Genomic DNA, 19116 nt, shown 5'->3' on the forward strand with positions numbered 1-19116 from the left:
TACCCGCCAACCGCTAGACCTTTAACCTTGAGTGGTTTTAAAGCGAGCCATTCCCCACAATTGCGTCCATTTTGTTACACCCTTTTGCCCTTGTTCATCTATGTAATGTGCCATGATTTCTTCCATGACCTTTCGTGAAGATGTAACTCGATCAGGTGGAAAAGTCCGCAAAAGCGGTGGCGGTGGCCGAGGTATGGCTGTCGGCGGCGGCATCGGTGGTTTATTGATTGTCGGGCTCTTCTTATTGTTGGGCGGTAACCCCGGTGAGATCGGCCAGATTCTCGGAGGAGATCAAAACCAGATCGAATCTGGAGAGTCCACTGGAGCTGGCGACTTTGACCATTGCCAAACAGGTGCAGATGCCAATGCCGCCGATGATTGTCGCTTGTACTACACCACTTTTTCGGTAAATGAACTGTGGGCGGAACTGCTTCCGGCACAGGCTGGCATCCAATACACCGAACCGACCATGGATATGTTTGAAGGTTCCACGCAATCTGGGTGTGGTTTTGCTTCTGCTTCCACTGGTCCGTTCTACTGTCCTTCAGACCAAGTTGCCTATTTTGATTTGAGTTTCTTCGAGCAGATGCGCCAATTCGGTGCAGAAAATGCCCCGCTCGCCCAGATGTACATCGTGGCACATGAGTACGGCCACCACATCCAAAACCTCGAGGGCACACTGGGCCTATCCGATTACAACGATCCGGGTGCTGATTCCAACGCCGTCAAGATCGAGTTGCAAGCCGATTGCTACGCAGGCATCTGGGCTAATCACTCCAGCGAAGGCCCAGATCCGCTGCTCGCGCCAATCACCGAATCCGAGCTTGATTCCGCGCTGACAGCTGCAAGTGCCGTGGGTGATGACAACATCCAGGAGCGCTCAGGCGGAGACGTCAACCCTGAAAGCTGGACCCATGGCTCCTCGCAGCAGCGCAAGGACGCTTTCCTCGCTGGCTACACCACCGGCCAAATGAGCTCCTGCGACTTCCTCGGCCGGGGCGTCTACACCGACGCTTAAAGCATTGCTTTTCGACGCCTCCCCACACCCTGGCTACTCTGCCCGCATATCCGCTGCAATGCGGTAAAACGTCCGGCGGCTAGCCAATGGTGTTCCACCACTATCTTGGTAGCGATCAAAAATCCGCCCCACCCCTAGGCCCTCCTCAAACTCTTGAGTAAGAAGGGCCATTATTTTTTCGCAGCTTTCCTTACTCACTTTGTTGGGCCAATTGCGCTCACTATACGGAATTGGGTTTTCCACTCGTGGACGAGGCTTATGCCGATAGTGGTGGCTCGATTCCGACAACCCAACCAAAGCTAACGCATCTTTCTTGTTGTAGCCCGCACTGCGCAACGACGTGATTATTTCCTCTTCAGCTGCGACCAAACTGGCATAACGCTCGCACTCTTCGACGGTAAGTTCCTTACCTCCTCGACGTATTCCATGCCACTGCTTGGCATCTTCACGGTAAGCTTTCGCCGCCTCCTCGACTTCTTCCCTACCAACCTCCCCGTTTTGGAGCAGCTCAATACTTTTGCGTAGAGCTTCAGCATTTCGGTCATCAGCGGCAATCATGAATCAAGTTTGGCGTTAAAACCGTTTTTATTCAAGGAGGCCTACCTAATCTTGGCCCTGCCTTTCAAATTTTAACCAAGCCCCAATTTGGGTTGTTTAAGAAAGGTCTTTAAAAGCGAATTTGTAAGGTCACCCTCCTAGTCGCTTCTTAGGTTTTGGGCTTCATTTCATCTGGAAACCAAGGAAGCTTTTACAGCGGAGATTTTTGGTCAAATATGCTGTTATCCCGGACTACAAATTTAATCTGACGACCAAGGACCTTGGAAACACCCTATGGATTTGGTCGTGTTGAACAGTTTAAAGAAACTAAGCAGTAGTTTTAGCTTGTCGTCTTTAATGGGCTATTTAAGAGACCAAGATTTCCACATGAGTGTTTGTATCCCCCGAGGCCTAATAGGCTCTTACAAGCGATTCTGCGAGGCCACTTTTCTAACCCTTATCCTCGATTTTGTGCCTTACAAGACCATGACCATACCAGGTGACCGAGAATCTTAATACAGAGCAGATCCTGGTCGCATAGGACGGTCACAAGCTCTGTACACCAAACCCGGTGACCGAAAATCTTTGACCCCTTTAGACTCGGTCATATAGGACGGTTTTAAAAACTCCCACAGGTTCAATCTGACCGCCATCATTGGTTCGCTCGAATCTCCAAAATCCAAAGGTAAATACCCAGGTCAGAGACCTGACTTTAGGGCCCCTAAGCAACAGTTGCGAAAGTCAGGTGATGCAGAAAGCTGTTAACCAACTTTGTCAGCATTTAGGTTTCAGATACTGCAAGCCCAAGACGTGCTCTCTCTTCATCGATAACGCGCGCTGCCAGCTGTGATTCCGTGATGTCCACGGCATCTGGAATCTCTGCGGTCTCAGATAGACGGGCGTAGACGTCAAAGATGTGGCTTTTGCCTGCCAGGATTTCTAGCATGCGTTCGTCGGCAGTTTCGTCGCCGATGAGTCGGTGAACCTGGACGGTGGCGGTTTGGCCCATGCGGTGGACTCGGGCGACTGCTTGCTGTTCCACGCTTGGTTTTACTTGGGGTTCACAAATGATGCATAGGCTCGCGGATTGGATATTTAAACCTACTCCCCCGGCGGTGATTTGGGCTATGAGGGCGGAACCGGGTTTGGAGTGGGAGAGGGCGTCGACAAGCAATTGACGCTTGGTGGCAGGCACGTCGCCTGCAATGCGGCCGATGATGCGCTCGCCTAGGTGCTTTTCCAGTTCGTCGAGGACGTCGAGGAAGTAGGTGAAGATCAGCGCTTTGCGGCCGTGTTCTTCGGCTTCGTCGAGGAGTTCTATGATGCGCTGCATTTTTGCAGACGTTGAGCGCGGTGTGGGTGAAAGCATGGCGGAGCGACGCATACCCATCCAGCTGCCCTGGCGGACTTGTTCGTTGTAGGCGCTGCGGTCTTCTGTGGTGAGGTCGATCCAGTCGATGGAGTCGGTGCGCTCTGGGAGTTCGTCAAGTACATCAGCTTGATTTCTGCGCAAATAGGCTGGTGCGATGCGTTCGCGGAAATCCTCGGCATGCATTTTGGACATGCCTCGAGTGATTAATTCGGGCTGGATGTAGCGCACGAGGTTTACAAACTCTTCTACTTTGTTTTCTAGTGGTGTGCCCGTCATGAGCAGCGCGTACGGGGCAGCATCAATGAGTTTGCGTAGCGCTTGGGTGCGTTTGGTTGACGGGTTTTTAATCATGTGAGCTTCATCCGCGATGACTAGGCCCGGCGCGGGAATGTTCATGGCGCGAACACCGTCGTAGGTGCAGATTGCGATTCCGTTTGATTGGGTCCAGGCGTTGATGGCGTCTTGTTTGTTGTCGCCGTGGGCGATGAATACGGGGAGGTTGAGGAAGCGTTTGCATTCGCGGGTCCAGTTGACGATCACGGAGGCGGGTACGACGACGAGGGTGCGGAAGTCTTTTTCGGTGGCGGCGAGGTGTGCTGCTACGGAGAGGGCTTGGACGGTTTTGCCGAGTCCCATGTCGTCGCCGAGCAGGGTTTTCTTTTGAATGATGGCAAAGCGTGCGCCGAATGATTGGTATCCACGGAGGTGGAGGTCGGTGAGAAAAGTTTTATCTAGGGTGAGGTCTCTGATTTTTTGGAGGGTGGTGGCGTCGAGGAGTTCGTCAGCCCCTTTGATGTCGCGACCAAGCAGTGTGGATAGGAGGCCTTGGTAGTGGGCGGGGCGGGCGAGGTAGTCGTCCCAGATATCGGCGGGTGGGGTGGTGATTGTTTGTGGGTAAAAGAGGTTGGGGTTTGCTTCTATCCAGCGTAGGTCGTCGGTGAACTGCTCGAAATCGGGGGTTGCTGAGTTGATGACGATGTAGGGTTCGAGGCTTGGTGGAATGTGTTCTACGTAGTCGATAACGCGGCTGCGGCGTGCGCGTTCTTCTGGTGTGATGGTTTCGGTTTGATCAAAGCGTGCGAGCACGTTGATCAGTCCCATGGCGGGTTGGGTGGGTTCGTTCCCGATGGAGGTGTTTTGTCGGCTCAGTGCTTCTTGTTTGAGCGTTTCTGCTGCGGCTTTCATCCGCCCCGCGGTTTGTGCGCCGATTCCTTGCACGGTGGTGAGGATGGAGGTGTGCGTTTTGAGCACGTCAGCAACGGTTGTTACGTTAATGGACTCAAGGGAGCCAAAGCGCAGCCGGTGATCAGTGACGGTGCGCAGGGCATCAATGGGGAGTTGTTCTAGTAATACTTGGACGCGGAGCTCGTTGATGGATCCCAGAAGTTTTTCGGCTTCGTTTTTCAGCCGGTATTCGGAGTTGGGGTCTTGGGCGTAGCGTTGGACTACCCGGCGCGCTTGGACAAGGCTGTTACCCTCCCAGGGTTCAACATCTATTTGCGGCATTCCTAGGGCTGAAGCGAGTTCGTGTTGTGCGCGTTCGATGTAGCGCTCTCCCACCCCATGTATCCCTGGGAAAAGTGCCACGCCTTGTTGCTGGCGGGTATAGGCTGCCTGTACGCCTTCGAGCATGCGGGAGACTTCATGGGTGGTAGATGAAATCTCATCGAGTTTGACCATGAGATCAAATGCGGCTTGATCCCCTGCTTGGACTTTGGTGGGGTTGAATAACCTGCGAAACATTCCGCCTTGGCTGTCGTTGATGATCTGGCACAGTTGTGGAACCACAGCAACAGATGCCACGAAGTTAGAAAGTGTTGTTTCTGCGTTCATGCCGTCAAGAAAGACTTTGACGTACAAGTTATCTGGCCAGGTGATGTTTCGCTGTGGGATCAGGTAGGTATCGGTGCCAAGTGTGCCTTTATCCCCTACTCGGACTGCTTCAGGTGAATTCAAAAGGCGCAGCACATTGCTTGCTTGTTGTGCAAGGTTAATGGTGTGCTGCGCTCGATTAAGCAGTGAAGAGATTTGTGCCCGGTCCATAGCGTTAGATTCTGCCATTAACGCTGATAGGCCGGGAAACGGGAACGGGAACTAGAAACTCTAGATTTTAAGTTCTGGGTGGTAGTCCTTCATCCGCAGGATCTTGTTTACTCTGCTGGCTAGGGTGGAAATTGCGAGCATCAGCACCCAGATAAAGAGCAGTACCCAGACTGCTTGCATAAAGCGTGGGTCACCGGATGGGGTTTGGTTGAAGATCATCTGGCGCATGAGGTTAATGGCGTAGGTGATCGGGTCATAGGTGTGGAACCAGTGGAAGAATGCTGATTGGGTTTCTGGTGGGTACAAACCTCCTGAGGACACCAGTTGGAATGCCATCATCACGATCGACAGCACGCGACCTGCTGAGGGGCCTGCGACGTTGTTGAACATGTGGGTGATGGAGATAAATACCCAGGAGATGGCGACCATTGCTAGCCAGAGGCCAAATGGGTGTGCTGGGTTGAGGTCCAGCAGGAAGTACAGCACTGCCCACATGATGCTTGCCTGCCCCAGACCAAGCACGGTTGCTGGAAGGTAGCTTGCCAGTGTGCCTCGCAGTCCACCCATGCGAGAGTCCAAGGCACGGCGGCTAATCGGGTGCAGGATCATCCAGGTCACGGTTGCACCCATGAACAGTCCGACTGCCATGAAGAACGGTGCAAGACCAATGCCAAAGAGCGGGGTGGTATCTCCTGCTTGTTCTGTTTCCACTGGGGTGGCGATGGTCTGATCAGCACCATCAGCAAAGGCAGGGACTTGGCTTGCTCCATCGGAAAGTTTCAGGGCAAGTTGGTTGGAGCCTTCATCAAGTTGGACGGTGCCATCACGCAGTGCCTGTGCGCCAACCACGAGCTGTTCAGAACCTGCAGCTAGTTGGCTGGTGCCATCTGCCAAGGTGCGTGCGCCGATGCTCAGTTGACTAGAGCCATCATGAAGTGTTTGCAGGCCGCTTGCCAGTTGTTGGGATGCGGTGACTGCGGAATCAATACCGGAGCGATACGTGCTCGAAGGATCAGATAATTCTGAGGCAATGGTTGCTGCGCCATCGCGAAGGATGATCAGCTGGGTGTTGATATCTGGTGCAAGCGCAGTCAGGGGTGCTACTTGATCGACTAATTGGCCCACACCTTCAGATACTTGGGTTGCTCCTTGACCTAGTTGATCAGTACCGGCGGAGAGTCCAGAAAGTCCGTCGGCAAGCGTTTGGCTGCCTGTGGCTGCGGAGGCAAGGCCGGTGTCGAGCTGGCTGGCGCCGTCGGCAAGCGATTGCGCACCGTCATTGGCGCTGACAATGCCGTCGCGCAGGGTGGCGGCGCCGTCGGCAAGCTGAACTGCGCCATCATTGGCAGACCCGACGCCATCACTAAGGGCGGTGGCACCTTCGGCGGCTTGGTTCATGCCGTCGCCAAGGGTGGAAAAACCGACCAGCATATTATCCACGATGCGGACACCGAATTCCGTGTCCATGGTCTCCACAACAGTGTTAACCACCTGGTTGCCCAGCATGGACGCGATGAAACCGTTGCTGTTGTTAAAAACCGCATTAACGGTTGCTGGCGCTGGTGAATCGCTGGTCACGCTGGCAATGGAATCGCTGAAGTCTTTCGGGATTTCGATACCGAAGTAGTAGGTGCCATCATTGATTCCCTCGCGGGCTTCCTCAGCACTTACCTCAATGAATTTGATGTTGTCTTGCTCTAGCAGATTGTCCACCACCTGGGAACCCGCATCGAGTTCGCCTTCATCCTGGTTCACCACAGCCACGGGAAGCTTAGACAGCCCGCCGATCGGGTCGTAGTAGGCAGAAACAAAAACGCCGCCAAACAGCAACGGCAGCAACATGACCACAACGAAGCCCAATGGTGGGAGTTTTCCGCGGCCGAATCGTTTCAGCTCTGAGCCAAAGTGTAAAAATGCCATTAGTTTTTCGCCCCCGTTACGGTCAATGCAGTATCTGCCAAGGAATCAAAATCTGGGTTGGTTGACACCACAACTACAGGGAGATCCTGCGCAACACCTTTCAATGCGTGCAAAACTTCCGCACGCAATTCCATGCTGCGGACTTGATCGGGATCATCCACGACCAACAGTTGCGCCTCAGGCCGCGCAAGAAGCGCCAGCGCGATGCGCAGCTTAAAACGCTCGAGCACGCTGAGGTCGCCGATGAGGGCTTTAGGATTCAGGTCTAGGCCAAGCTGCTTTTCGACGTCCACCCACCGCCCCGAATCATCAATGTCGCGCGGGATCATCAGGTACCAGGGACTTGACCATGCCAGTTGTTCACGGACAACGGTACGAACCGTGACGAGCCGTTCCAAGGAATCAATCTCAGGGATGCCCGCAAGTGCAATGTGTTTTGCCAATTGTGATGCTTTAGCAGGCGCACCATTGAGTTCAATTGTTCCGCTTGTTGGGCGCATGCGTCCGGATAAAACCAAAGAAAAAGAACTGGACTGCGATTCGCGCCCAGTGCTTAGCAAAGTGAGTCCGCTGTGTGGAGCTATCTCGACATCAGCAAACGAAGTGTCGCGGATGGAGAGCCCAGAGCTTCTCAAAAGAGGGGTATTCATGTATCTTCTTCCGTAAGTGGAGGAAACACTATCAGTTAACGTAGGCTATTTTAGAACCCCCACCACCCCCGCTGTCAACCGAGGAAGCAAAACATGAGAGCAGACGCACGTAAACGCCGCGAACACATCATCACCACAACCTGCAATCTCTACCGCACCCTCCACCATGACTCATTGACAATGGACAACATCGCAGAACACGCTGGCGTTGGTGTGGCCACCCTATACCGAAACTTCCCCGATCGCTTTGCACTCGATATGGCCTGCGCGCAATACCTTTTTGGCGTGGTCATTTCCTTGCAAGAAAAAGCGATTTCCTCTTTCCCCACTGATCCAGAAGGCGTATGGATCTCATTTAACCAACGCCTGTTTGATAGAGGCCTAGGCTCACTCGTTCCAGCACTTGCACCAGATTCTCTGGATGATCTTCCCGAGGATGTCTCAGCACTACGCCGCGAAACAGAGAAAAAAACCAAAGAACTCATTGCCCTAGCCCAGCAAGCTGGCCTCGTTCACCCAGATATCGACGCAGGCACCTACATCGTTGGATTAATCACCATCTCTAGACCACCTATTGCCGCACTGGCAACGATTTCCCAAAACTCCCACACCGCCCTACTTGGCCTCTATCTTTCCGGACTACAACACGGCGCGGTAGCTAACATCGGAGATCATGACAGACTCTCCTGATCTCGCAGTCAGTTTCCTTTCTGCATTTAATGACATTGAAGCCCACCTTCGGACACAACTTAGAGCAAAACGTTCCGACAGTTTTAGGTGGATGGTGCGCATTGCAGAAAAACAGCACCTGATTTCCAAAGAGCAAGCAGAAACCTTGGATGCTTTTGCGGAACTGCGCAACGCGATCAGTCATGGCCAATACAATGACCTGCGCCCGATTGCAGATCCTCGCCCCGACACCGTGGACGCCATTGAGAAAATTCGATCCCTTTTACTCAATCCACCGATCGCCTTAGATGTGCTTCCTGCGCAAAAAGTACGATCCTTTGAGCTTGATGATCCAGTAAGTAAAGCACTAGAGATTGTTCGCACCACGGAGATCTCCCAATTCCCCATCTATGAGGGTTCAGAATATGTAGCACTTTTAACCACCAACACCATCGCCCGGTGGGTAGCCACCGATCTTCATGACAATGCCCAGCTTGACGCCCGATCTATTAAAGATGTGCTGGATTATGCAGAATCTTCCGACACTGCAGTATTTATGCCCCGTTCCTCTACCGCGCAACAAATCATCGACATTATGACAGGACCCAAATTGCCCTGGTCCGTAATTTTGACTGAACATGGAAAGCCCCACCAAAAACCGTTGCGCGTGGTTACAGGTCGAGATATGCGCACGCTGCTGGACTTGCTGAAGATTTATTAATATGCGCTTAGCCAGTAGAGAGATTTTGTTGACGCGTACACTAGACGGTGCTAGATTGGTGACATATCAACAAACTTAGTTGGAAGGCGCAACAACCATGCAATTCGGAATTTTCACCATCGGCGACGTCACAGTAGATCCCACCACCGGCAAAGCCCCCACAGAGGGTGAGCGCATCCATGCGATGACCCAAATCGCACTCAAGGCAGAAGAAGTAGGACTAGACGTCTTCGCCACCGGCGAGCACCACAACCCACCATTTGTCCCCTCTTCACCCACGACTCACTTAGCGTATATTGCAGCAAAAACCGAAAAGCTCCTTCTTTCCACCTCCACCACGCTGATCACCACCAACGATCCAGTAAAAATCGCTGAAGATTATGCATTCCTCCAGCACCTTTCTGGCGGTCGAGTAGACCTCATGATGGGCCGCGGCAACACTGGCCCCGTCTACCCATGGTTTGGCAAAGACATCCGCCAAGGCATCCCATTAGCAATTGAAAACTACCACCTGCTGCGCAGGCTCTGGCGCGAAGAAGTTGTTAACTGGCAAGGAAAATTCCGCACCCCACTTCAGGGATACACCTCTACCCCAGCCCCACTAGACGGCGTAGCACCCTTTGTCTGGCACGGTTCAATCCGATCCACCGAAATTGCAGAACAAGCAGCGTTTTACGGTGACGGCTTCTTCCACAACAACATCTTCTGGAACAAAGAACACACCGCACAAATGGTCAACCTCTACCGCCAGCGTTTCGAACACTACGGCCATGGCCAAGCAGACCAGGCCATCGTGGGTCTTGGCGGACAGGTATTTATCGGCGACTCCGAAGAAGAAGCAAAGAAATTCTTCCGCCCTTACTTCGACAACGCCCCAGTATATGGACACGGACCATCACTAGAAGATTTCTCCCGCCTGACCCCACTGACCGTCGGCACTGCTGAACAAGTCATTGAACGCACCATGGAATTTGCCGATTGGGTCGGCGACTACCAACGCCAACTCTTCCTCATCGACCACGCTGGCCTCCCACTAGAAGTAGTCCTTGATCAGATCGAACGCCTCGGACGCGACGTTGTCCCAGAAGTACGCCGCCGCATGGAGGAGCGCCGCCCAGACCACGTTCCATCCAACCCACCAACCCACCAGAGCTTGAAAGCCAACCGAAACAGCCCACACTTTCAGATCAACCCTGGTCAGCCAACTGAGTAGTTTTTCTTAAAATCAAGGAGACACATTATGCGAAAGCTCACTGTTGTTACCGCAGGTCTTTCCAACCCCTCCACCACTCGTTCGGTGGCAGACCAACTGACCAAGGCAGTCCAAACAGCTGTATCCGCCCGTGGCGAATCATTAGATATTGAGGTAATTGAAATCCGCGACCTCATTTTTGATCTCGCAACCTCATTTACCAGCGCCGGTATGAGTTCACCAGCACTTGACGCTGCAAAACAACGCCTCGCCGAATCCGATGGCCTCATCGCGGTAACCCCAGTGTTTACCGCAAGCTATTCAGGAATTTTCAAGATGTTCTTTGATGTCCTGGACCCTAAAACCATCGTTGGATTACCCACCATCATTGCTGCCTCTGCTGGCACGGCACGCCACTCGTTGGTTCTCGATCACGCCATCCGGCCACTGTTCAACTACCTTCGTGCAGTTGTCGTACCCACCGGTGTGTTCGCAGCAACTGAAGACTTTGGAACCGAAGCAGGCGTTGAGTTTGAACGTCGCGTCAACCGTGCTGCCGGTGAATTAGCCACACTCATGCTGCAGGATTACTCCAGCGTACAAGGCCTAGGCGGAGCCACTGCCAACCAAGACGCCGACCTTTCCTTCCGTCGCACCACTGGTGTGACCCCAGGAGAGAACTTCAGCAGCTTTGCCGATCTTCTCAAAGGACACGACGGCAACGGCTAGGTGAAACCCCTTCAATCCAAGTTTTAACAGCCAAACACCGGTCACAAGACTTCATGTTTTTAAAGATTCTTGTGACCAGTGTTTGGCTTCTTTCACCACAGACTAAATGAGCTAATTGGGGTTTTCAGCAATACCCATTTACAGGCTATTTAAGAGACCGAAAACTCCAGATGGGTATTTGCATCACCTGGGGTCTCAAAGGGCGTTAGAGGCGAATCTGTGAGGTTACTTTTTCCTGCCTCTTTCATAAGTTTCGCGCATTACTTCATCTGGCGACCAAGGCAGCTTATGCAGTGGAAATTTTTGGTCAAATTTGTCGTTATCCGGGCCTGTAAATTTGATTCAGAGACCAAAGAACCTTTGGAACACCTATGGATTTGGTCGCATATGCCGCTTTTAAGACACTGCCCACCGAGACTTCCCCAAAACTGATCGCGATTAGAATCCTGAGAGCTTCCAGGGCAAGGATCCACCACAAAACAGGATCGAGCCCGGCGGATCGGTCCGAAAGTTGCAGACAGGGCCTCGTTTAACGAGAAAATCCACCACAGATTGCTCAAATTCCGCTGTTTGTGGTGAGTACGTGCACGCTTCAGCCTTTCCACTTAAGTCCACCGCAAGAAACAACTACAATGATGCAGATCACCTTTAGTACACCTCAATAGAAAAGGCCCACCCTCAGCCATGGCTATTAGTGTTGTTGATCTTTTCAGCATCGGTATCGGACCATCATCTTCACATACCGTCGGCCCCATGAGAGCCGCCCTCGCGTTTTTCTCTGAATTTCCCAGCCCGCACGTCGATATCACCTTGCACGGATCCCTTGCTGCCACAGGTAAAGGTCACTGCACTGACCGTGCGGTACTACTGGGACTGGTGGGATGGGAGCCTACAACAGTTCCCATTGATGCAGCACCCATACCCGGCGCGCCGATTCCTGCACACGGTTCTGTGAGTGGGCCTAACGGGACGGTGTCGTATTCCTTAACTTTTGATCCCCATCCCCTCCCTGAACACCCCAACGCTGTTACTTTTCAGGGAATTACCACAAGGACGTATTTGTCGGTGGGTGGCGGGTTTATTATGTCGTTGGAAAACTTCCGGGAACTCAAAGAAGTCGGCTCTGGTGTGTCAACTATTCACCCAGAGGTGGATGTGCCTTGTCCTTTCCGCAAGAGTTCTGAGCTGCTAGCCTATGGCCGGGATTTTGCGGAGGTCATGAAGGATAATGAGTGCGCCATTCATGGGGATCTTGACATAGTGGATGACCATTTGGATCGAGTGTGGCAGATTATGCAGGATTGCGTATCGCGGGGCATTGCAACCACAGGAATTTTGCCGGGTGGGTTGAATGTGCGGCGTCGGGCGCCGCAGGTACACGCGCTGATCAGCAATGGGGATACATGTGAGCTGGGTGCTGATCTTGATGCCGTGGAGTGGGTGAATCTGTACGCCTTGGCCGTGAATGAGGAAAATGCCGCTGGTGGTCGTGTGGTTACTGCTCCGACTAATGGTGCTGCGGGGATTATTCCGGCGGTGATGCACTATGCGCGGGATTTCTTGAAAAATTTTGACGCGGAGCAGGCACGCACATTTTTATATACTGCGGGTGCGGTGGGCATCATCATTAAGGAAAATGCCTCGATTTCTGGGGCGGAGGTAGGCTGCCAAGGCGAGGTGGGTTCAGCATCCGCGATGGCCGCTGCCGGATTGTGTGCGGTTTTAGGTGGTAGTCCGCAGCAGGTGGAAAACGCAGCGGAGATCGCCCTGGAGCACAATTTGGGCTTGACGTGTGATCCTGTGGGCGGTTTGGTGCAGATTCCGTGCATTGAGCGCAATGCTATTGCTGCGATGAAGTCCATTAATGCGGCAAGGCTTGCCCGGATTGGTGATGGCAACAATCGTGTGAGTTTGGATGATGTGGTGGTCACCATGGCTGCCACGGGTCGGGATATGTTGACCAAATATAAGGAAACCTCGCTTGGTGGTTTGGCAACCACCTTGGGCTTCCCGGTGTCGTTGACGGAGTGTTAGCGATACGGCTTTAACACGGCCTGGATTTTGTCTTGCGAGGCGAGGTAGGAGTGGCACCGGGCGTCGATAAGCGTATTTGACCACCCGGTGACCTGGGCCATGACTTCGGCCGTCGCGCGTACGGCGGCCGGTTTCACATAACCCAACGTGCCGAGCACGAGGCGGCGATCTAGCACATCGGCCAGGTCAACGGCCGCCTCCTCGGCGACCGCAAAAACAACCTGCGCCGCGATATCAAGGTTGGCAGGGTCAAGTCGTCGCCCCAGGTCCGGTTGCTTTGCGACGAGATCCAGCACTTTTTCATGCTCCGTTCCATACAATCTGGCCAAGTGCACCCGGATTTCATCATCTAAATCCAACTCGGGGTGACTGCGCAGCGCAGACTCAAAAGAATCAGCCACAGAATCATACGCACCAAAAGACGTGGTCAACGGCAATTGTCTGGAATCGAAGTGGCGCAGCGGTGGCAGCATAGCTGCTTGATGTTCCACCACATGCTCAATGACTTTGTATCCCATCACCCGCGAGGTAGTCCACTTGCCACCAGAGACGGACACTAATCCATCGATGCCGACGTTGGCGTGATCGGCAATATCGAAACGGCGAGACGACGTGTAGGTATCAGAGCCATCATCAACGAGCGGGCGCACACCCACCAAGGTGGAAATGATGTTTTTGCGATCAAGTGGTGTTGCGCGGACTGAATCAATGGTCTCAAGCAGTAAATCGATATCGCTTTCATCAGCGACTGCATCATCGGCATCGCCATCAATCATGGTGTCCGTCGGGCCGATTAGGGTGCGCCCCATCCACGGATTCACGATCACATGCTTGCCGTTTTTGCCACGCACAAACACACCACTTTGACTACCCAAATCACCAGTAAGTAAATGCACTCCTTTAGATTGACGCACCTTCAGCTTGGTTACCTCCGCCAAATCACCCAACGCCTGCGCAACCCACGGACCTGCAGCGTTAATCACCACAGGGGCGTAAATTTCCGTTGTGTTCTTGGTGATCTGATCTGTCACCTCAACTCCGCGCACTCGGCCTTCTTCCACGTTCCGGAGGATGCGAGTGACTTTGGCATGATTGATCGCGGTTCCACCATCAGCAGCAAAAGACTTAATAATCGCCAGCAACAAGCGCTCGGCATGCAGGTTTAAGGTGTCATCGTGCCGCCACGCTCCTTTAAGTCCTTCCGGATCCAGCCACGGGACTTCTTTAAGTAAAGCGTTTTTAGGGATCCACCGAAATCGTGGCGAATGGTTTTCCTTCGACTGCCCCTGATTACGCTGCCATGCCATGGTTTCATACAGCGCTACCCCAGCGCCTAAAACAGGAGCTTTTGGTTCGGACCATTCAAAAGCCGTGAGCATAAAGCTGCGCGGTGCCACCAAATGCGGTGCAGCGATACCTAGGTACCTGCGTTCTTTCACTGCCTCTTGAACCACACCGAAATCATATTGTTCCAAATAGCGCAGCCCGCCATGGATCATCTTCGATGTTGTTGACGATGTCCCAGAAGAATAATCCTTGGCTTCAAACATCACCGTACGCAGCCCTCGCCCTGCGGCATGCCTTGCGATCTGCGCCCCTGAGATCCCGCCACCAATAACAATGACGTCATAATGATCACGAAGTGGCGGACCAATCCGTCGGGAATCAAAGTGTGTGCTCGTCATTCCCCTGAGCCTAATAGGAAAACCGCCAACCCACAGTGTGAATTGACGGCTTTTTGCTTATGAATTTTTTGATTGGGTTTTATGCAAGCTTACCCTGCAAAAAGGTCACAACCTCATCCAAAGCAATATCGTGCTGTTCATGCGCACGCATATCTTTTACCGCAATGGTGTTGTTTTCTAGCTCTTGCTCACCAAGCACCAAGGTGTACAACGCCTTGGAACGATCCGCGCCCTTCATCGCACCTTTAAGACCACGATCGCCATAGGACATATCGGTCGAAATACCTTCAGCACGCAGCTTGTTGACGATTCCAGCCAAAGCCTTCTTCGCCTCCTTACCCAGTGGCACGCCGTAAACATCTACTCGGCGCTCTGCACCAACGCTTACGCCTTCAGCTTCAAGCGCCAAAATTGTGCGATCAACGCCCAATCCATAGCCAATGCCAGAAAGATCTTGTCCACCCAGCTGCGCCATCAAACCGTCATAGCGTCCGCCACCACCGATGCCGGACTGTGCGCCAAGACCATCATGGACGAATTCAAAACACGTCTTGGTGTAGTAATCCAATCCACGAACCATACGTGGATTAATAACAAACGGCACACCCATGTCCTCGAGCAGACCCGTGACTGTTTCAAAGTGCTCACGGCACTCTGCATCCAGGTGATCCAGCATCAATGGTGCATCCGCAGTCATCTCTTGGACCTCAGGACGCTTATCATCCAACACGCGAAGCGGGTTGATCTCTGCGCGCTTGCGGGTTTCCTCATCTAGTGGAAGCGCAAACAAGAAATCCTGTAGCTTCTGGCGATATTCTGGGCGACAATTACGATCACCTAAGCTCGTGAGCTCCAGACGGAAATCCTTGAGCCCTAAGCTTCGGTAAGAACGATCAGCAAGCGCGATGATCTCTGCATCCAATGCTGGATCATCTACACCAATTGCCTCTACGCCAACCTGCTGAAGCTGACGGTAACGCCCTGCCTGAGGGCGTTCATAACGAAAGAATGGTCCCGCGTAGTTCAACTTCACTGGAAGCTGACCGCGATCCAAACTGTGCTCAATAACCGCACGCATGACACCTGCGGTACCTTCTGGGCGCAATGTTACTGAACGCTCACCACGGTCAGCGAAGGTGTACATTTCCTTGCTTACCACATCTGTGGATTCACCCACACCTCGTGCAAATAACCCAGTGTCTTCAAAAATCGGCAGTTCAATATGCTCAAACCCAGCCTTATGTGCCTGATCAATAAAGGCATCACGAACTGCTAGAAATGCAGCAGATTTTGGTGGGGCGTAATCAGGCACACCCTTGGGGGCAGCAAATGACTGAAGCTTTTCAGACTTGGATTTGTTTTGACTCACGATTATCAACGATACCTATTCAAAGATGTAGTTCGGAATTTGGCCTAGAGTGCTGCCCAGAGTGTCGCCTAGAGTGCAAGCAAAAAGGGGTTTCCAGTACGTTCTGCACGCATGGTGGTGGTCGGTCCGTGTCCAGGAAGAATCTGCAAACTATCGTCAAGGGGCAAAACCTTGGTGCGCAAAGATTCATTCATTAAATCTGCATCAGACCATTCAAAATCAGTTCGTCCGATTGAGCCTTTGAACAAAACATCCCCGGAAAAGCAGTACTCTTTGCCAATAATGAGGGTGCATCCAGGTGAGTGCCCTGGAGCATGAGCAAGTGTGAATTCCTCACCGGCCAACGTAATTGTTTCACCATCGACCAAGTCATGCAGCGATTCAGGGGCAGGTGAGACCATGTTGTCGGCATCGAAAAGCATGGCTGTTTTAGTTCCCGAGCCTTTATACGCCTCTAAGAAAAATGCATCATTAGGATGAATATAGACCGGCGCATTAAAACGCTTAGCCAAGGTACCAGCATCACGAGTGTGATCAATATGTCCATGAGTCAACACAATTTTGTCCACGCCGAGCTTGTTAGTTGAGATGTACTCCACCAAATCATCGTGAGAATGCATGCCCGGATCAATGATCGCGACTTCATTCTCCCCGCGCACCACATAACAATTTGTCTTATACGGACCAGCCGCGAATCCGAGAATCTCCATGGAAAAACAGTGTAGTGCTCAACCAGCGCTCCCCCATCATTCCCCCGTTATGAGAGGTTAGGGCTAGGATAGAAAAGAATTTTTTTGACGTTGAACACTTTCATTTCAAGCAAGCAAGGGATCAAACTCTGTGAGTACTAATAAGGAACGACGCCAACAGGCGCTTTCCCAGCTGGAGAAAGAAATCAAAAGCAGGGACCGCAAAGAAAAAACCAAACCACTAACCGTGGTCTTTGCTTCCCTAGCTGTCATCCTCGTGGTTGTTGGCGGCATCTGGTACGCGGCAACCCGCAGTACTGAAGATGAAGTGGTCACTGCCGATGACACCTCCACCACCGCAGAAACCCCCGACTACCAGCCACTGGCTCTAAGCCGCACCACGGCGCTTGCTGACACTGTGACGTGTGAGTACCCAGACTCTGGAGATGCTTCCAAGGAGGTTTCCAAGCCTGCAACCGAAAATGTGCCAGCAACTGGCACCGTGACTGTGAACCTGACCACGGAACAAGGCAACATCGGAATGGAACTTGATCGCTCCGTCTCGCCTTGCACCGTAAACGCCGTTGAACACATGGCTTCCGAGGGCTACTACAACGACACTGTCTGCCACCGCATTACTACCTCTGGCATCTACGTCCTGCAGTGTGGCGACCCAAGTGGCACCGGTGCAGGTGGCCCTGGCTTTAGCTTTGCCAACGAGTACCCAACCGATGAGGCAACAGACCTAACTACTCCTGTTATCTACGAGCGCGGCACCATTGCAATGGCCAATGCTGGTGCAGACACCAACGGTTCCCAGTTCTTCCTCAACTACGAAGACTCCCCACTGGCACCGAACTACACCTACTTCGGCCAGATCTCTGAAGAAGGACTTGCCACCTTGGACGCAATCGCCGAGGTTGGAGCTGAAGGTGGCGCCGGTGACGGTGCTCCTGCTGAAGAAGTTCGGATTGAATCTGCAACTGTTGCATAAAATTCAAACACCTTCTTAAGTTTTGCGGCGCTTGGTTTTACAGACCAGGCGCCGCATTTTTCTGCATAGTGCTCGATATATAAACGGACATTTCTTTTTATTCTCGCCTGTTTTGTCCCACAAAAACACTCAAAGTACTTATATAAAACTAAAAAAAGGTGTCGGGTGACGCTCCATTTATGCAGGCAGTGGGCTGTAAACGGATAAATACTTCACGCACCCAGTACACAACCCCAAAAAGGGGTGATCGCTTAACATTAAATTTACGGACCTTTGCAAGAAACCGGTGCGGAGCGCCAAATGTGAGTCACATTAGTCACAAAAGTCACTTGAGTAACTTCTTGCTTGAGTTTTCATCACAAAAGGCTTGCACGACTATAAAGCCCCGGTTAAGGTGATCAGAGAAATTCCACCTCCCTGAAACGAAGGATCCAGGAAATGAAGCTTTTCTCCCGCACCTCACTGGTTGCACTTGGCACCGCCGCAGCAATCACCGTCTCTGGCGTAACCGCTCCTGCATTCGCTCAAGAGGAAACCACAACTGAAATCACCGCACCAGCAGTCACCATCGAAGAAACTACTGAGGTAGAAACCCCTGTAGCTTCCGAGGCTGCAACACTCAAGATCGAACAGCCTGGACTTATCTCCGGAAACGTTAACCAGGCGATCAACACCGTTACCATTGAAGTCTCCTCCGGTGTAGCAGAGACTTTTGAAGCTACCGGACTTCCAACTGGCATCTTCATCAACAACGCAGGTGAGATCTTCGGTACCCCAACCAAGGAATTCTCCGGCTCCGCTCAGGTAACTGCAACCGCAGCTGATGGATCTCAGTCCAAGGTAGCCGTCAACTTCAGCATCGGCGAGGAGCCATCCAACGGCTCCTCCGATACCGATGAGATCAGCAACTGGATCAAGATCATCACCGCAGTTATCGGTGCACTGACCACCATCCTGACCTTCGGCACCAAGCTGGATTCCTTCCTGAAGTAATCTTCTCGCTTAGATATAGCTAAGTCCTTTGTGGAGTTTGTTCCACAAAGGACTTCTTGTATCTCACCCCTGGGCTAGATAGCTATTTCAAGTCTTTTCCTAGACGTATTTTCTTAATAAAATCTTAGCTTTGACCTGCACATATAGTTGCGGATTGTAGCTAGTGCACATAGAGTAACTTGCGTATTCAAACATTAAACCTAAGGGGTTTAGCAATGAAGCTATTTTCTCGTACCTCCCTCGTTGCCCTAGGCACCGCCACCGCAATGGCAGCAACATCGATCTCCGCACCGGCACACGCAGCCGATGCAGTTCCTGCCCAAGTTGTTTACTTAGCAGAAGAAGAGCCCGGTAGTTCCAACATCTCATCTGACATCGACATCGATGAGATTACTGATTACATCCTTATCGTTACTGGCATCATTGGCATTCTTAGTGCTGGCCTTACTTTTGCCACAACCTTAGAGCGTGCAATGAAATAACTTCCGCGGCAGCATTCTC

The 19116-nt window shown here is 52.3% G+C and carries 16 protein-coding genes; 9 read left to right on the forward strand and 7 right to left on the reverse strand.

The window, feature by feature from the left end; genetic code table 11:
• The first annotated feature begins 124 nt into the window (after positions 1 to 124).
• Positions 125 to 1018, forward strand: coding sequence for a KPN_02809 family neutral zinc metallopeptidase (ypfJ, locus tag N24_RS08750; RefSeq protein ID WP_408607593.1), 894 nt, complete (start codon positions 125 to 127; stop codon positions 1016 to 1018).
• Between the two features lie 33 nt (positions 1019 to 1051).
• On the opposite strand, the gene N24_RS08755 is transcribed toward ypfJ, so the two are convergent.
• The 4 genes from N24_RS08755 to N24_RS08770 all read right to left on the reverse strand — a co-directional run bounded on the left by N24_RS08755 (position 1052) and on the right by N24_RS08770 (position 7540).
• Complete coding sequence (locus N24_RS08755; RefSeq protein ID WP_096456148.1) at positions 1052 to 1576, reverse strand: hypothetical protein; 525 nt, start codon at positions 1574 to 1576, stop codon at positions 1052 to 1054.
• A 760-nt stretch (positions 1577 to 2336) separates the two neighbouring features.
• A complete protein-coding gene (locus N24_RS08760) occupies positions 2337 to 4988 on the reverse strand; it encodes a DEAD/DEAH box helicase (protein WP_096456150.1) in 2652 nt (883 codons plus the stop codon).
• A 42-nt stretch (positions 4989 to 5030) separates the two neighbouring features.
• Entirely contained in the window at positions 5031 to 6890 is a 1860-nt protein-coding gene (locus N24_RS08765) for a YhgE/Pip domain-containing protein (RefSeq protein ID WP_096456153.1), read from the reverse strand.
• Positions 6890 to 7540 carry a hypothetical protein gene (locus N24_RS08770; RefSeq protein WP_096456155.1) on the reverse strand — a complete coding sequence of 217 codons (651 nt, stop codon included), beginning with the start codon at positions 7538 to 7540 and terminating at the stop codon, positions 6890 to 6892. The genes N24_RS08765 and N24_RS08770 overlap by 1 nt, the downstream gene beginning before the upstream one ends.
• Positions 7541 to 7633: 93 nt before the next feature.
• Here N24_RS08770 and N24_RS08775 point away from each other — a divergent pair, with 93 nt between their 5' ends.
• From N24_RS08775 to N24_RS08795, 5 genes are all read left to right on the forward strand, one after another.
• A complete protein-coding gene (locus tag N24_RS08775) occupies positions 7634 to 8230 on the forward strand; it encodes a TetR/AcrR family transcriptional regulator (RefSeq protein WP_096456157.1) in 597 nt (198 codons plus the stop codon).
• On the forward strand, positions 8214 to 8930 hold the full coding sequence (locus tag N24_RS08780; protein ID WP_096456159.1) for a hypothetical protein: 717 nt from the start codon (positions 8214 to 8216) through the stop codon (positions 8928 to 8930). The genes N24_RS08775 and N24_RS08780 overlap by 17 nt, the downstream gene beginning before the upstream one ends.
• Before the next feature lie 97 nt (positions 8931 to 9027).
• Positions 9028 to 10143 carry a CE1758 family FMN-dependent luciferase-like monooxygenase gene (locus N24_RS08785; RefSeq protein WP_096456161.1) on the forward strand — a complete coding sequence of 372 codons (1116 nt, stop codon included), beginning with the start codon at positions 9028 to 9030 and terminating at the stop codon, positions 10141 to 10143.
• Between the two features lie 27 nt (positions 10144 to 10170).
• Positions 10171 to 10851, forward strand: coding sequence for an FMN reductase (locus N24_RS08790; RefSeq protein ID WP_096456163.1), 681 nt, complete (start codon positions 10171 to 10173; stop codon positions 10849 to 10851).
• 684 nt (positions 10852 to 11535) lie between these two features.
• Complete coding sequence (locus tag N24_RS08795) at positions 11536 to 12885, forward strand: L-serine ammonia-lyase (protein WP_096456165.1); 1350 nt, start codon at positions 11536 to 11538, stop codon at positions 12883 to 12885.
• Here N24_RS08795 and N24_RS08800 read toward each other — a convergent pair.
• The 3 genes from N24_RS08800 to N24_RS08810 form a co-directional block, all read right to left on the reverse strand.
• On the reverse strand, positions 12882 to 14570 hold the full coding sequence (locus N24_RS08800; protein WP_167382076.1) for a glycerol-3-phosphate dehydrogenase/oxidase: 1689 nt from the start codon (positions 14568 to 14570) through the stop codon (positions 12882 to 12884). The two genes, N24_RS08795 and N24_RS08800, sit on opposite strands and share 4 nt — an antisense overlap.
• 79 nt (positions 14571 to 14649) lie before the next feature.
• Entirely contained in the window at positions 14650 to 15939 is a 1290-nt protein-coding gene (hisS, locus tag N24_RS08805; RefSeq protein ID WP_096456169.1) for a histidine--tRNA ligase, read from the reverse strand.
• A 68-nt stretch (positions 15940 to 16007) separates the two neighbouring features.
• Positions 16008 to 16649 carry an MBL fold metallo-hydrolase gene (locus N24_RS08810; protein WP_077312297.1) on the reverse strand — a complete coding sequence of 214 codons (642 nt, stop codon included), beginning with the start codon at positions 16647 to 16649 and terminating at the stop codon, positions 16008 to 16010.
• Between the two features lie 130 nt (positions 16650 to 16779).
• On the opposite strand from N24_RS08810, the gene N24_RS08815 reads away from it, so the two are divergent.
• The 3 genes from N24_RS08815 to N24_RS08825 all read left to right on the forward strand — a co-directional run bounded on the left by N24_RS08815 (position 16780) and on the right by N24_RS08825 (position 19097).
• Positions 16780 to 17622 carry a peptidylprolyl isomerase gene (locus N24_RS08815; RefSeq protein WP_096456171.1) on the forward strand — a complete coding sequence of 281 codons (843 nt, stop codon included), beginning with the start codon at positions 16780 to 16782 and terminating at the stop codon, positions 17620 to 17622.
• Between the two features lie 438 nt (positions 17623 to 18060).
• Positions 18061 to 18615 carry a putative Ig domain-containing protein gene (locus N24_RS08820; protein WP_096456173.1) on the forward strand — a complete coding sequence of 185 codons (555 nt, stop codon included), beginning with the start codon at positions 18061 to 18063 and terminating at the stop codon, positions 18613 to 18615.
• 215 nt (positions 18616 to 18830) lie between these two features.
• Positions 18831 to 19097, forward strand: a complete 267-nt coding sequence (locus N24_RS08825; protein ID WP_096456175.1) for a hypothetical protein — start codon at positions 18831 to 18833, stop codon at positions 19095 to 19097.
• Positions 19098 to 19116: the final 19 nt, after the last annotated feature.

It is taken from the genome of Corynebacterium suranareeae, assembly GCF_002355155.1.
Lineage (GTDB): Bacteria > Actinomycetota > Actinomycetes > Mycobacteriales > Mycobacteriaceae > Corynebacterium > Corynebacterium suranareeae.

Coding starts and splice junctions, on each gene's coding strand:
- ypfJ (WP_408607593.1), top strand. CDS start 125: ATGACCTTTCGTGAAGATGTAACTCGATCAGGTGGAAAAGTCCGCAAA.
- N24_RS08755 (WP_096456148.1), bottom strand. CDS start 1,576: ATGATTGCCGCTGATGACCGAAATGCTGAAGCTCTACGCAAAAGTATT.
- N24_RS08760 (WP_096456150.1), bottom strand. CDS start 4,988: ATGGCAGAATCTAACGCTATGGACCGGGCACAAATCTCTTCACTGCTT.
- N24_RS08765 (WP_096456153.1), bottom strand. CDS start 6,890: ATGGCATTTTTACACTTTGGCTCAGAGCTGAAACGATTCGGCCGCGGA.
- N24_RS08770 (WP_096456155.1), bottom strand. CDS start 7,540: ATGAATACCCCTCTTTTGAGAAGCTCTGGGCTCTCCATCCGCGACACT.
- N24_RS08775 (WP_096456157.1), top strand. CDS start 7,634: ATGAGAGCAGACGCACGTAAACGCCGCGAACACATCATCACCACAACC.
- N24_RS08780 (WP_096456159.1), top strand. CDS start 8,214: ATGACAGACTCTCCTGATCTCGCAGTCAGTTTCCTTTCTGCATTTAAT.
- N24_RS08785 (WP_096456161.1), top strand. CDS start 9,028: ATGCAATTCGGAATTTTCACCATCGGCGACGTCACAGTAGATCCCACC.
- N24_RS08790 (WP_096456163.1), top strand. CDS start 10,171: ATGCGAAAGCTCACTGTTGTTACCGCAGGTCTTTCCAACCCCTCCACC.
- N24_RS08795 (WP_096456165.1), top strand. CDS start 11,536: ATGGCTATTAGTGTTGTTGATCTTTTCAGCATCGGTATCGGACCATCA.
- N24_RS08800 (WP_167382076.1), bottom strand. CDS start 14,570: ATGACGAGCACACACTTTGATTCCCGACGGATTGGTCCGCCACTTCGT.
- N24_RS08810 (WP_077312297.1), bottom strand. CDS start 16,649: ATGGAGATTCTCGGATTCGCGGCTGGTCCGTATAAGACAAATTGTTAT.
- N24_RS08820 (WP_096456173.1), top strand. CDS start 18,061: ATGAAGCTTTTCTCCCGCACCTCACTGGTTGCACTTGGCACCGCCGCA.
- N24_RS08825 (WP_096456175.1), top strand. CDS start 18,831: ATGAAGCTATTTTCTCGTACCTCCCTCGTTGCCCTAGGCACCGCCACC.